Annotated in this window: 13 protein-coding genes; 10 read left to right on the forward strand and 3 right to left on the reverse strand. The window is 71.6% G+C overall.

The window, feature by feature from the left end; genetic code table 11:
• The first annotated feature begins 78 nt into the window (after nt 1–78).
• The 5 genes from GTY67_RS33715 to GTY67_RS34740 all read left to right on the forward strand — a co-directional run bounded on the left by GTY67_RS33715 (nt 79) and on the right by GTY67_RS34740 (nt 2778).
• Nucleotides 79–258, forward strand: a complete 180-nt coding sequence (locus GTY67_RS33715) for a hypothetical protein (protein WP_093688128.1) — start codon at nt 79–81, stop codon at nt 256–258.
• A gap of 226 nt (nt 259–484) precedes the next feature.
• Entirely contained in the window at nt 485–1216 is a 732-nt protein-coding gene (locus GTY67_RS33720; protein ID WP_202462430.1) for a HemK2/MTQ2 family protein methyltransferase, read from the forward strand.
• Nucleotides 1200–1457, forward strand: coding sequence for a CDGSH iron-sulfur domain-containing protein (locus GTY67_RS33725; RefSeq protein WP_093688132.1), 258 nt, complete (start codon nt 1200–1202; stop codon nt 1455–1457). Before GTY67_RS33720 ends, GTY67_RS33725 begins: the two co-directional genes overlap by 17 nt.
• Nucleotides 1457–2464, forward strand: coding sequence for an iron-containing redox enzyme family protein (locus GTY67_RS33730; RefSeq protein ID WP_161281551.1), 1008 nt, complete (start codon nt 1457–1459; stop codon nt 2462–2464). The genes GTY67_RS33725 and GTY67_RS33730 overlap by 1 nt, the downstream gene beginning before the upstream one ends.
• 146 nt (nt 2465–2610) lie before the next feature.
• On the forward strand, nt 2611–2778 hold the full coding sequence (locus GTY67_RS34740) for a DUF6381 family protein (RefSeq protein ID WP_176727412.1): 168 nt from the start codon (nt 2611–2613) through the stop codon (nt 2776–2778).
• Nucleotides 2779–2801: 23 nt separating this feature from the next.
• Here the strand turns inward: GTY67_RS34740 and GTY67_RS33735 are convergent, their stop codons facing one another.
• From GTY67_RS33735 to GTY67_RS33745, 3 genes are all read right to left on the reverse strand, one after another.
• Entirely contained in the window at nt 2802–3557 is a 756-nt protein-coding gene (locus GTY67_RS33735; RefSeq protein ID WP_161281552.1) for a transporter substrate-binding domain-containing protein, read from the reverse strand.
• A gap of 88 nt (nt 3558–3645) precedes the next feature.
• The gene (locus GTY67_RS33740) at nt 3646–4155 is read right to left on the reverse strand and encodes a DinB family protein (RefSeq protein WP_161281553.1); all 510 of its coding nucleotides are present in this window, start codon (nt 4153–4155) and stop codon (nt 3646–3648) included.
• 64 nt (nt 4156–4219) lie between these two features.
• Nucleotides 4220–6637: a polysaccharide lyase 8 family protein gene (locus GTY67_RS33745; RefSeq protein ID WP_161281554.1), complete on the reverse strand. Its 2418-nt coding sequence runs from the start codon at nt 6635–6637 to the stop codon at nt 4220–4222.
• A 323-nt stretch (nt 6638–6960) separates the two neighbouring features.
• On the opposite strand from GTY67_RS33745, the gene GTY67_RS33750 reads away from it, so the two are divergent.
• From GTY67_RS33750 to GTY67_RS33770, 5 genes are all read left to right on the forward strand, one after another.
• Nucleotides 6961–8061, forward strand: a complete 1101-nt coding sequence (locus GTY67_RS33750; RefSeq protein ID WP_161281555.1) for a substrate-binding domain-containing protein — start codon at nt 6961–6963, stop codon at nt 8059–8061.
• Nucleotides 8062–8278: 217 nt separating this feature from the next.
• Nucleotides 8279–9586, forward strand: a complete 1308-nt coding sequence (locus tag GTY67_RS33755; protein ID WP_161281556.1) for a sugar ABC transporter substrate-binding protein — start codon at nt 8279–8281, stop codon at nt 9584–9586.
• Between the two features lie 105 nt (nt 9587–9691).
• On the forward strand, nt 9692–10675 hold the full coding sequence (locus tag GTY67_RS33760; protein WP_343238808.1) for a sugar ABC transporter permease: 984 nt from the start codon (nt 9692–9694) through the stop codon (nt 10673–10675).
• A complete protein-coding gene (locus GTY67_RS33765) occupies nt 10672–11604 on the forward strand; it encodes a carbohydrate ABC transporter permease (RefSeq protein WP_161281557.1) in 933 nt (310 codons plus the stop codon). Before GTY67_RS33760 ends, GTY67_RS33765 begins: the two co-directional genes overlap by 4 nt.
• Before the next feature lie 56 nt (nt 11605–11660).
• Nucleotides 11661–12647, forward strand: a complete 987-nt coding sequence (locus tag GTY67_RS33770; RefSeq protein ID WP_161281686.1) for a hydroxyacid dehydrogenase — start codon at nt 11661–11663, stop codon at nt 12645–12647.
• The last annotated feature ends 21 nt before the right edge of the window (nt 12648–12668 follow it).

Raw genomic sequence — 12668 nt, forward strand, 5'->3', positions numbered from 1 at the left:
CCCAAGGCGCGCCCTCCGCTGTCTGAACCCGCGATTCGAGGGCACATGGGTCTCACCACACTAGGAAGGGAATCACCCATGCTCGGTATAGCCGCGGCAGTTCTGTTCTTCATCGCCTTCCTGATCAACGCGGCGGACATCTCGACGAACGATGTGTTCGCATCGACGAATGTCATGCTCATCGGTCTGACGCTGCTGGCCCTGCACGTGGCAGGAGTCGGTTCCGGCCTGCGCACCGGAACCTCGCGCAGGCGCTGACGCAGGAGGAACGCCTCACAGGGCGGGGCCCCGTACATCCGTGTACGGGGCCCCGCCCTGTCACGCGCCGTGGCCTCTTCCGCCGCCCTGTCACCGACCGGGTTTCGCAGGTGTGAACGGGTCCGGCAGGGGAACTCGCTACGTCGGCCGGCCCCGAGTACCGGTCACGCTCTGCGAACTCACGATTGGCGCCCCGGACCGAAGGAGCGGAGCCTTGACGGGTGGCATGACCCACGATTCACGCGTCCGACGCGTGCAGGAGGTACCCGTGACCGCTGCTGTGCCCACGTCGGCCGCTTCCCGGCGGCAGGGTGTACGCACCCTGCCCGGTGTCTACGCGCCCCAGCACGACACCCATCTGCTGCTGAAGGCCCTGGCCCGCGAGACCGTCCGCCCCGGCTCCGACGTGATCGACCTCGGCACCGGCAGCGGCCTCCTCGCCGTGGCCGCCGCCCGCAGGGGCGCCCGTGTGACCGCCGTCGACGTCGGCCGCCGGGCCGTCCTCACCGCCCGGCTGAACGCGCTGCTCGCCCGGCAGCGGGTGACCGTCCACCGGGGCGACCTCGTGGACCCGGTCCCGGGACGGACGTACGACCTGGTGCTCAGCAACCCGCCGTACGTCCCCTCACCGCTGGGCCCGCCGCCCCGGCGCGGCAGCGCCCGCGCCTGGGACGCGGGGCACGACGGGCGCGCGGTGGTGGACCGCATCTGCGACGCCGCCCCCTACCTCCTGCGCCGGGGCGGCGTGCTGCTCCTGGTCCACTCCGACCTGACCGGTACGGAGGCGACCCTGCGGCACCTGTCCCGAGGCGGGCTCAAGGCCGAGGTGAGCGACACGGCGAGCGTGCCGTTCGGGCCCGTCCTGCTCTCCCGGCTTCCCTGGCTGCGCGGCCGGGGCCTCCTGGACGCCCACACCGACGAGGAGAAGCTGGTGGTCATCCGTGCCGAGCAGCCCTGAACGGTCCGCCCGCCCCGCCCGCGTCACCCTCGGTACCGACGGGCCGCTCCTGGTGGAGGGCCCCGTCGAGGTGGTCGGCGACGACGGCACCCTCTACACCTCGCGCCGCTTTACCGCCGCGATCTGCACCTGCCGCAAGACCCGTACGTACCCGTGGTGCGACACCAGCCACCGGCGCCGGGTGAAGCCGGAACCGGAACCCGCCGAGAGCGGGACCGACCGTACCGATGGAGCCGCCTGATGACCGCCTACCGTGAGCCGAGGCGCCGTAGCCCCCCGCTGCCCGCCCCGCGCGGACCGCTGTCCGGCGAGGTCATCGCCGCTCTGCGCACCGGCGAGGCCCCCCGGGCCCACGCGGCCGGTGACGCGGACCCCTACGGTGACGACCTCCAGCTCGCCCTCTACGTCCTGTACGAACTGCACTACCAGGGCTTCGCGGACGTGGACGAGGAGCACGAGTGGGACCCCGCTCTGCTCGGCCTGCGCCGCTCCCTGGAGCAGCCCTTCCTCGCCGCCCTCCGCGCGGACGCCCGCAGGGACGGGGACGTGGACGCCGCGCTCGCCGGTCTGCTCGTCGAACCCGTCGGCGACGACGGCCACAGCGTCAGCCATTTCCTCCAGAACCACGGCGAGCTGTGGCAGCTACGCGAGTACGCGGCCCTGCGCTCGCTCTACCACCTCAAGGAGGCCGATCCGCACGCCTGGGTGATCCCCCGGCTGTACGGACGGGCCAAGGCCGCCATGGTGGCGGTCGAGTTCGACGAGTTCGGCGCCGGACGGGAAGCGGACATCCATGCCCGCCTGTACGCCGAGCTGATGGACGACCTGTCCCTGGAGACGGCGTACGGGCACTACCTCGACGCCGCACCCGCCGATGTGCTCGCCACCGTCAACCTGATGTCCCTGTTCGGACTGCACCGCTCGCTCAGGGGCGCCCTCGTCGGCCACTTCGCCGCCGTCGAGGTCACCTCCTCACCCGGCTCCCGCCGGCTCGCCGCCGCGCTGAAACGCGTCGGCGCGGGGCCGGCCGCCCAGCGGTTCTACGACGAACACGTGGAGGCCGACGCGGTGCACGAACAGGTCGTACGCCGCGACGTCATCGGCGGACTGCTCGCCGACGAACCGCACCTGGAGGCCGACATCGCCTTCGGGATCGAGGCCACCGGACTGCTGGAGGACCGCCTCGCCGCGCGTCTGCTCGCCGCCTGGCGGAGCAACTCCACCGCGCTGCGCGGCCCGCTGGACTGACCGGCGGCGAAACGGCCCCTCACGTCAGTTGTCACCGTACGTAACCGCAGGAGATGCGGTCCGGACCGACTCCGGTGACGCTGGGGCTCCGACCGCGCACGCAACACCAGGTTGCCGACGGAGGAACCACGACGGAGGAGACCCTCATGGACCTGCCCGACACCCCGCTCGAACGCACCCGCCGCACCCGTGAACGCGCCGAGGAGCTGGGCCGCGCCGCCGACCGCGCGACCGACCCCGAACACCGCCAGCGCCTGCGGGAGAAGGCCCGGCGCCTGCTCGGCGAGGAGGCGGAGGGCCAGGAGAGGAGCTGACCCGCGCCGAGGCGAGGCGCGGGTCAGACGGCCAGAGGGGCGGCCGGTGCCACGAGCGCGCCCTCGATGCCGTGCCGCTCCAGCGAGTCGGCGACGAACCCGCTCGCCTTCATCTCCTCCACGAAGGACGCCAGCACCTCCTGCGCCGTCGTACCCCGGGGGGCCGGGATGCCCATGGCCTGCTGGATCACCATGAAGCGCCCGGGCAGCACCCGTACGCCGGGGGCGCGCCGGGCCTCATTCTCCAGCAACTGGCGGATCCCGGCGGCCACTTCGACCTCTCCCTCCCGCAGGGCGGCGAGCGCGGCGGGAGCGCCCCGCCGCCGCACGATCTCGGCGTTCTCGATCGCCCGGGTGAGGAAGAGGTCGTAGGCGCTGCCCGAACCGACCGAGATCCGAGTCCCCTTGACGTCCACCTCCCCGTTGCCGGTCAGCGTGGAGGACTCGCGTACGAGGTAACTGCCCTCGATCAGCACATAGGGAGCGGTGAACAGCAGCCCCTCGCTCCGGGCGGGGTCCACGGCGAAGAACCCGATGTCCGCCTTCTCCGCCCTCACCGCGTCCACCGAAGCGGCCGCCCTCTCGAAGACCACGAGCTCCACGCCCACCCCGAGCCGCCGCCCGAACTCGTACGCGAGGTCGACCGAGACCCCGACCGGGTCGCCGCCCGCCGGGTTCCGGCTGGCCAGGATCGGGTTGCCGAGGTTGATGGACGCGCGCAGTGTGCCGTCGGGTGCGAACGCGGGAACAAGGGCCGGAGCTATCTGCTGCTGGGTCATGCGGGCGAGTCTACGAGCCCGGTGCCAGGCGACGACGGAGCCCGAAATCCCCGCCGCCGACCTGGCCCGCGACCGCCTCCGTACGGCCTCACGCGCCCACCGTCCCGTCCACCCCTTCGCGCAGCAGGTCCGCGTGCCCGTTGTGACGGCCGTACTCCAGCAGGACATGCACCATGACCATCCGGAGCGAGACCTCCTCGCCCCACCGGGGCTGGTAGCCCGCCAGAGCCAGGGAGCCGGCCTCCCTCTCGATCCGCCGCGAGGTCTCGACCTCGGCCTCCCAGGCGGTGAACGCCTCCACCCGGTTCGACGCGCTCGCGTCGTACGCCGCCTGGAAGTCGACCTTCTCCGACCAGACCATCGGGGCCTCGTGGTCCTCGAAGGTCCGGCGGAACCAGGCCCGTTCCACCTCCGCCATATGACGGACCAGGGCGAGCAGCGACAGGGTCGAGGGAGGCATCGACTTCCGGCGCAGCTCGTCGTCGGTCAGCCCCTCGCACTTCATGGCCAGGGTCGCCCGGTGGTAGTCGAGGAAGGCCCGCAGGGTCTCGCGCTCGTCACCGAAGGAAGGAGGTCCTGTCCGGTGGTCCTCTGTCATGGCCGCATCCCTCGTTCCGTCGTTCCGGCGGTCAGTATCCCTCTCGCCTTCCCCGCCCCTGGGATCAGGTCAGCCGCACCTTCACCGTCTGCGTGGCCCCCCGCGTACCGGAGAGATCGCCGAACACCAGCCGCAGCGAAGCGCCCGTGGTCGCCGAGGTCACGGTCGACGGCTTCGAGACGACGGAGGCGACGGCCCTGTTCCAGGTCAGGGTCAGGCTCGTCCGCATCCGCATGGGGTCGCTGACGCAGACGGTGGCCGTGCCGTCGGTGTGCTCGGTGACCATGACCGAACAGGGGGCGTCCGCGACGAGCGGCCCGACGCTTCCGCCGAACCAGAAGTTGACGGCGGTCAGCCCGAGCGAGGGGACCGAGACCCCCTGCTGGTCATCGGTGTTGGCGAGCACCCGCAGCCAGCCGGGGTCGGCGGCCCGGGCGGCGGTCCGCTGCTCGGAGGCGCCGGGCAGCAGCTGGTAGGCGTACGAAGCGTCCGCCGGGTTCTGGCCGTGGTCGACCCAGAGGGTGAGATAGGTGCGCGTCAGCGTCTCCGTGGAGCCCCCGGTGTTGATGTCGCGCCACCGCCCGGACCGGTTCTCGCGCACCGCCTTGACGGTCGCCCTGCCCGGGAAGACATAACCGCCGTGCCCGCCGAGATGGGCCCAGGAGGCGTCGGTGAGGGTCGCCGACCACGGGCGGGTGACGGGCTTCGCCGAGCCGTCGACGGTGAAGGGGGCGTTCCCCGTCGGCCCCAGGTTGCGGTTGTCGACCGTGGTCTCCACCGCCGTACCGTCCTGGCAGCGGATACCGGCACCCAGACAGACCACCGTGTCGTCCAGGAAGAACCACGACTTCTTCGCCAGCAGCGTGCTGGACAGCCCCTTGAGGTACTGCCCCACCGCCGCCCGCTTCTTGTCGGTGACCCCGCCGACCCAGTTCACATCGGGCAGCGCCGCCCCCCAGTCGCCGCCCGCCCCGTCGGCCAGCGGCTTGCGCGAGGCCGTGGTGCCGGGAAGCCGGTACGGGTCGACGGTGGGCCAGAACGCGTCGCTGTACTGGCCGTTGGCGAAGGTGTCGCCCCACCAGTAGAGCATCCCCGACCCCGTGTGCCAGCCGCGCAGGTTCTCGCCGTTGCCGCATTCGTAGTACGTGATCCGCCGGTCGGCCATGGACAGGGCGGCGGCCCAGCCCGGACGGCGGTGGGTGGCCCGCGCCATGTCGGGGAAGAGGCGGTGGCCCTCCGGCTCGGGGAGCGGGGTGAGCGAGGTGTCGTCCAGGACGGACTTGAGGCGGGACAGGGCGGTGAGGTTGAGGGAGGGGTTGCTCAGCGGCGGGCTGTAGTAGTCGCGCTGGGCCCAGCCCTTGACCAGCGAGCGCCACCGGGCGTTCTCGGCGGCCGACGCGCCCCGGCCGAGCAGCACGATCGAGGCGAGGATGGGGTGGCCGCGCCGGTGGTCGTCGACCTCGCCCCGGCTGATCGCGCGGCCCGCCACGGAGTCCATGACGAGCCCGTTGTAGAGGAACGGCGCCCAGGCGTTCTCCACCGCGTCGAACACCACCTGCCGCTTCGGGTCGGTCACCTCCCACGTGGTCCCCTTGAGCAGCGCGAACAGCAGCCCGAGCCCGCCGAGCATCACCGAGCCGTAGCTGCCCGTGTAGGGCACGGTGGTGTGCTGGATGAACGAGCCGTCGCCATAGAGGCCGTCGCCCTTGGTGACCAGCGGGAAGACGGGGGAGAGGGCGTCCCGGGCGAGCGCGATCTTGGCGGCCGTCCCGCCGACGACGCCGCGCAGGGCCAGCACCCGGCACAGGTCGACCCGGTTCGCCCCGGTGCTGGTCCCCGTGTACGAGGCCACGGCGGAGTCCGGTACGAAGTGGTCGACGGCGGCGCAGTAGCGCCCGAGCTGCGCCGGGGTGAGGGCGTCGTACATCAGCACGCACACGTCCAGCAGGGCCTGCGGTGCGCCGATCTGCCAGCTGTACCAGTTCCCGTACCGCACCTGACCGGCCTTGTAGACCTGGCTGTTGAGGTGTTCGAGGCCGGTGACGATCGCGTCGCGCAGCCCGGTGTTCCCGGTCAGGCCGGTGCCCTGCTGCCGGTAGGCCTGCGCCATCGTGTTGAGGCGGATGAAGCTGTCGGCCATCTTCGCGGAGAAGCCGTACGACTCGGGGTCGGTGTTCGGGTCGGGGTCCGCGTACACGGCGTCCGGCCACAGCGCCCCGTTCGCCGGAGCCATGGTGTCCAGCCACCCCCGGGCCTGGGTGCCCAGCGTCGCCAGCCGGCTCTTGAAGGGTTCGGCGGTCGGACTGAACCCCTCGCCGAGGATCAGGGCGCTCCAGGTGGCGCGCAGTGCGGCGTACGGATCGTCGGCCGCTGTCGCGGTGCCGGCGTTGCCGGGTGCGGCCAGCGCGAAGGCGCTGCCGCCCGCGGCGGTGAGCACGGCGGAGGTGGCGAGGAACGTACGGCGGGACCAGGCAGAAGGCATGGGTAGCTCCAGGTCGGGCGTCTCGTTTCCGGTGGAACCGGTGCGCCGAGCGCTGACCAGATCCCTGGATCCGACTGTTCTGAGCGGGCAGGCACTTTCTAACAGCCGTCCCGCAACCCGCTCAAGAACTTTGGCCGAATTGATCGTGTTGATCGGTTCGGTGGGGGTGTATATCGCCGGCCAGGGGGAACCGGCCCGCTTCCCCGCCGTACGGGCAGAGCCGCCGGTGGGATCGTTTCGAGCGCATGTGATCGATATGGTTGAGGGGCGTGAACCAGAGCAGCCGTCACCGCCACAGCCGTCCCGAGAGACCAAGGGGATCCATGCGACTCCACGTCGACCAGCGCCACGAGCGGGTGCTCCAGCTCGTCCGCGAACGAGGCAGCCTCCGCGTCGCCGAACTCGCCGAGGAGCTCGGCATGTCCGCCGTCACCCTGCGCAGGGACGTCGAGGCGCTCGCAGCCCAGGGGCTGGTGGAGCGGCTGCACGGCGCGGTGGTCTGGCCCTCCGGGGCGTCCAGGCCGGCCCCTGCCGCCACGCCCTCCGCCGAAGGCCTGGTGGTGGGCATGGTCGTCCCGACCACCGAGTACTACTACGCGGACGTGGTGCGCGGCGCCCGGGAAGCGGTGGAGGCGGCCGGCGCGCGCCTGACCATCGGGCTCTCCCGCTACCTCCCCGACGAGGACGCGGCCCAGGCCCGCCGCCTGCTCTCCACCGGCGCCGACGGCCTCCTCCTGACCCCCAGCTGGGAGCGCGGCCACCCGGAGCCGGGCGAGGGGCTGTGGGCGGCCGAGCAGGACACCCCGGTCGTGCTCGTGGAGCGCTGGGCCCCGCTCGGCCACCCGGCGGCGGGCCTGGACCGGGTGCGCTCCGACCACGCCCACGGCGCCGCGGAGGCGGTCGCGCACCTGGCCGGGCTCGGCCACCGCTCCATCGCGCTCGCCGTGCAGGAGAGCCCCACCGCCCCCCGGCTCAGGGCCGGTTACGCGGCCGCCGTCGCCGCCCTCGGCCTGAGCCCGGTCGCCGCCTCGCCCCTGGAGGGGGCCCCGTCACGCTCGGAGACCGACCGCTTCGAGCGGACGCTGGAGTACCTCTGCGAAGGGGTGGCGAGCGGAAACGTCACCGCCGCGATCGTGCACAGCGACGCGGACGCCATCGTGCTCATCCCGCGCCTCCAGGCCCGTGGCGTGCGGGTGCCGGAGGATCTGGCCGTCATCGCGTACGACGACGAGGTGGCGAGCCTGGCCGACCTGCCGCTCACCGCCGTGGCGCCGGACAAGCACGCGGTGGGCGCGGCCGCGGCGAAGCTCCTGCTCTCCCGGCTGGGGGTGCCCGACGAGGGCCCCGCCGCCCGCCGCCACCTCGACATCCTGCCCACGCTGCGCGTCCGGGTCTCGTGCGGAGCGGCCGACGCCGACGCCTGACCTGACGCGCCCCAGCCGTACCCCCGGGTCAACAGGCCCTGCGGGTACGGCTTTTCGCATGCCCGGCGCGCCCCCGCAGCCGATCCTCCCGCCGACCGCCCTTGTGATCGATTCGATTGAATTGGTCATTTGCTCTTGACGGTGATCGGTTCTGCGCAAAATGATGTGTGCCGTTCGCCTCATCTCCCGCAGTTCGAGGTCCCGTAGGAGCCGGCCCATGTCCTGTACGCACCGCACCACCCGCCTCGCCCTCGTGGCGTCCGCCGCCTCACTGGCCCTGCTCACCACCGCCTGCGGTGGCGGCTCGGGCTCGGACGCCTCGGGCCCCGGCGACGGCAAGCCCGTCACGCTCACCTTCTGGTCGGCCACCGCGGGCGCCAAGGAGACGGCCGAGGCGTTCAACAAGACGCACTCCGACATCAAGGTGAAGTTCTCGCTCGTCCCGGCAGGCCCCGAAGGCGTCACCAAGCTCTCCAACGCGGTCAAGGGCGGCAACGCCCCCGACATCACCACCATGGACTACTCAGCCCTCCCCGAGTACGCCAGCGAAGGCAACCTGGAGGACCTCACCCCCAGCTCCGGCGAGCTGGTGAAGAAGGAGTTCCCCGAGGCGGTGCAGTCGCTGGTCAACCTGGGCGGCTCCACCTGGGCCGTCCCCTTCGACGTGACGCCCATCCAGCTCTACTACCGCAAGGACCTCTTCAAGAAGTTCGGCGTCGAGGTCCCCACCACCTGGGCCGAGTACCGCACGGCCGCGGAGAAGATCCACCAGGGCGACCCGAACCTCACCATCACCAACTTCGGCGGCGGCGACCCGGCCCTCCTCTCCGGCCTCGCCTGGCAGGCCGGCGCCCGGTGGTACGGCACCAAGGACGACGCCTGGAAGGTGAACATCGACGAACCGGCGTCGCGGAAGGTCGCCGCCTACTGGGACGGCCTCCTCAAGGACGGCCTCGCCTCCAAGACCCCCCTGTGGGGCGAGGGAGAGACCAAGGAGCGCGCCACCGGCAAGGTCGCCACCATCATCGGCGCCGCCTGGAGCGCGGGGAACTTCCCCGTCAGCTACCCCGACAGCAAGGGCAAGTGGGGCATAGCCCCGCTCCCGACCTGGGACGGCACACCGAGCACCGGCATGTACGGCGGCACCTCCTACATCGTCCCCAAGGGCAGCAAGCACACCGAAGCGGCGGCCGAGTTCATCAAGTGGGTCACCACCGACCCGAAGGCCATGACCGCCCGCCTCTCCTCCCTCAAGACCCCCAGCAGCGCCCTGCCCGCCAATGAGGGCATGCGCGCCGCCGCGGCCAAGGAGTTCGACAGCTCCTACTTCGGCGACCAGGACGTCTACCAGCTGGCCGGAGAGGCCGCCGACACGATCGTGCCCGGCTGGACCTGGGGACCGGTGCAGCAGCAGGTCACCTCGGCGCAGATGGCCGCAGGCGGGGACCACACCAAGATGCTGAGCGCCGGACAGGCGAAGGGCGAGAGCGCGGTCACGGACCGCGGCCTGAAGCTCGCCAAGTAGCCCGGCGCCCGACCGGCGGGGCGCGCAACGGAACCGACAGGCCCCGACCGCCCCGCCCCGGGCTCCCCTTCCCCCCTCCCGCCCATCCTGCCGAAGGAGCACCAGGTGGCAGCCCCACTCACCCGGCCGGCCAAGAACCCACCACCCCGGGCCGCATCACCCTCGGGCGGCCCCGCCGCACCGAAGAGCCCCGGCGGCCCGGGCGCGCGACGTGGACAGCGCCGAGCCGTGGCCCTGTTCATGGTGCCGTTCTTCGCCCTCTTCACCGCCGTCACCGTCCTGCCGATGTTCTACGCGGCCTGGATGAGCCTCTTCCGCGAGGAGTCCTCCGGCCTCGGATTCGGCGGCACCGAACGGGTCTTCGCCGGATTCGGCAACTTCACCGAGGCCCTGGGCAACGAGGCGTTCCTCCGCTCCTTCGGCCACATCGCCTTCTACTGCGTGCTCTACATCCCCGCCATGGTCGGCGGCGCGCTCATCCTCGCCCTGCTCGTCGACTCGGCCATGGCCCGGGCCCGGCGCTTCTTCCAGATCGCCTACTTCCTGCCGCACGCGGTACCGGGCCTGATCGCCTCGCTCATCTGGCTCTACCTCTACACCCCGGGGCTCAGCCCGGTCACCGACGTACTCGACGCCCTCGGCGCGAACTGGAACTTCTTCGGCCAGGACGAGGCGATCTACTCCGTCGTCAACATCTCCGCCTGGCAGTGGACCGGCTACAACATGATCATCTTCTATGCCGGGCTCCAGGCGGTCCCGCGCGAGGTCCTGGAGGCCGCGACCGTCGACGGCTCCGGCGCCCTGCGCACCGCCCTCCAGGTCAAGGTCCCCATGATCAGGCCGACCGTCGTGCTGACCCTGCTCTTCACCTGCGTCGGCGCCATCCAGCTCTTCGACGCCCCCAAACTCGTCCAGCTCCGCGCCAACACCATGGGCGAGGACTGGTCGCCGACCATGTTCATCTACACCGTGGCCTTCAAGGGCCACGACTACGGCCTGGCCGCCGCGAGCTCCCTGCTGCTCGCCCTCGTCGCCGGCCTGCTGTCCTTCGTCGTCACCAAGCTCGGCAACCGGTGGAAGGCCTCATGAGCACCCAGACAGCCACCCCCGACGCACCGCCCGCCCCCGAGCCCCGTACCAAGGCGGGACGCCGACCGTCCCCGGCCCCGCGCCCCCGGCGTACCCAGGGGCTCACCTCGAAGGTCGCGGTCAACGCCGTACTCGCCGTCGTCGCCGTCTACACCCTCATGCCGCTGACCTGGCTGCTCATCGCCGCCACCAAGAACTACCGCGACCTGTTCGCGACCAACCCGTTCAGCCTCGGCGACTTCCACCTCCTGTCCAACCTGGAGGCCCTGTTCGCGTACAACGACGGGCTGTACGGCCGCTGGCTGCTCAACAGCCTCCTCTACACCCTGGTCGCGGCCGTCCTCTCCACCCTGGTCTCCGTCGCCTGCGGCTACGCCTTCGACAAGTACGTCTTCCGGGGCAAGGAGAAGCTGTTCGGCGTCGTCCTGGTCGGTGTGCTGATCCCGTCCACCGTCGTCCAGCTCCCGCTGTACCTGATGGCCTCGGAGCTGGGTCTCGTCGACACCTACTGGGCCGTGCTGATCCCCAGCCTGGTCAACCCGTTCGGCGTCTACCTGGCCCGCGTCTTCTCCGAGGGGTACGTCCCCGGCGAGGTCCTCGAAGCGGCCCGGGTGGACGGGGCGGGGGAGCTGAAGACCTTCACCAAGGTCGCCCTGCCGATGCTCGCGCCCGGCTTCGTGACCATCTTCCTGTTCTCCTTCACCGCCAACTGGAACAACTTCTACGGCGCGCTGATGATGCTCAACGACGAGCGGCTCTACCCCGTCAACCTGGGCCTGTTCATGTGGAACCAGAACGTCTACCAGCAGCCGGAGCTCTACCCGCTGGTCATCATCGGCTCCCTGGTCGCCGTCGTCCCCCTGATCGTCGCCTTCCTCTGCCTCCAGCGCTTCTGGCGCTCGGGCCTCACCGCAGGAGCCGTCAAGTGAGCAGCCCCGCCACCACCGCCGGCCGGCTCCGCACCCGCCCCCGTACCGTCCTGGCGATGAGCGGGGAGACCCGCGACGCGATCCTCCCCCCGCTCGCCCTGGAACGGCTCACCCGGGTCGCGGACGTACAACCCGCCCTGCTCGTCACCGACTTCGGGGCCGACGACCCGCCCCAGCGCGCCGCACTGCGGGACGCCGAGGCCCTCTTCACCGGCTGGGGCTGCCCGCCCCTGACCGCCGACGCCCTGAGCGCCATGCCCCGCCTGCGGACCGTCGTGCACGCGGCGGGCTCGGTCAAGCACCACATCACCCAGGACGTCTGGGACCGGGGCATCACCGTCTCCACGGCCGCCACCGCCAACGCCCTCCCGGTCGCCGAGTACACGGTCGCGGCGATCCTCTTCGCCAACAAGCACGTCCTGGAGAGCGCCCGCGTCTACCGGGAGTCCCGGACCCGGGTCAACCTCCTGACCACGTTCCCCTCCATCGGCAACTACCGCCGCACGGTGGGCATCGTCGGCGCCTCCCGCATCGGCCGCCGCGTCGCCGAACTGCTGCGCCCCTTCGACCTGCGCCTCCTCGTGCACGACCCGTATCTGGACGAGGAGAGCGCACGGGCCCTCGGCGTGGAGCTGACCTATCTGGACGCGCTCGTCGCGCAGAGCGACGTGGTCACCATCCACGCCCCCGAACTGCCGCAGACACACCACCTCTTCGACGCCGGACGCCTCGCCCTCATGCGGGACGGCGCCACGCTCGTCAACACGGCCCGCGGCTCGCTGGTCGACACGGACGCGCTGGTCAAGGAGCTGGTCACCGGCCGCCTCAACGCCGTACTCGACCACACCGAGCCCGAAGTGCTGCCCGCCGACTCACCGTTGTACGAGCTGCCGAACGTGCTGCTGACCCCGCACATCGCCGGCTCCCAGGGCGGCGAGCTCCACCGGCTGGCCGACGCGGCGGTGGACGAACTGGAGCGGTACGCCCACGGGCTGCCGTTCGCCCACCAGGTCGACCCCCGCACGCTGCACCAGCAGGCCTGACCCGTACCCTGCGCCCCAGCG

The organism is Streptomyces sp. SID8374 (assembly GCF_009865135.1).
Lineage (GTDB): Bacteria > Actinomycetota > Actinomycetes > Streptomycetales > Streptomycetaceae > Streptomyces.

What these genes read in the sequence shown, in the direction of transcription:
- GTY67_RS33715 (WP_093688128.1), top strand. Translation starts at nt 79, where the DNA reads ATGCTCGGTATAGCCGCGGCAGTTCTGTTCTTCATCGCCTTCCTGATC.
- GTY67_RS33720 (WP_202462430.1), top strand. Translation starts at nt 485, where the DNA reads ATGACCCACGATTCACGCGTCCGACGCGTGCAGGAGGTACCCGTGACC.
- GTY67_RS33730 (WP_161281551.1), top strand. Translation starts at nt 1,457, where the DNA reads ATGACCGCCTACCGTGAGCCGAGGCGCCGTAGCCCCCCGCTGCCCGCC.
- GTY67_RS34740 (WP_176727412.1), top strand. Translation starts at nt 2,611, where the DNA reads ATGGACCTGCCCGACACCCCGCTCGAACGCACCCGCCGCACCCGTGAA.
- GTY67_RS33735 (WP_161281552.1), bottom strand. Translation starts at nt 3,557, where the DNA reads ATGACCCAGCAGCAGATAGCTCCGGCCCTTGTTCCCGCGTTCGCACCC.
- GTY67_RS33740 (WP_161281553.1), bottom strand. Translation starts at nt 4,155, where the DNA reads ATGACAGAGGACCACCGGACAGGACCTCCTTCCTTCGGTGACGAGCGC.
- GTY67_RS33745 (WP_161281554.1), bottom strand. Translation starts at nt 6,637, where the DNA reads ATGCCTTCTGCCTGGTCCCGCCGTACGTTCCTCGCCACCTCCGCCGTG.
- GTY67_RS33750 (WP_161281555.1), top strand. Translation starts at nt 6,961, where the DNA reads ATGCGACTCCACGTCGACCAGCGCCACGAGCGGGTGCTCCAGCTCGTC.
- GTY67_RS33755 (WP_161281556.1), top strand. Translation starts at nt 8,279, where the DNA reads ATGTCCTGTACGCACCGCACCACCCGCCTCGCCCTCGTGGCGTCCGCC.
- GTY67_RS33765 (WP_161281557.1), top strand. Translation starts at nt 10,672, where the DNA reads ATGAGCACCCAGACAGCCACCCCCGACGCACCGCCCGCCCCCGAGCCC.
- GTY67_RS33770 (WP_161281686.1), top strand. Translation starts at nt 11,661, where the DNA reads ATGAGCGGGGAGACCCGCGACGCGATCCTCCCCCCGCTCGCCCTGGAA.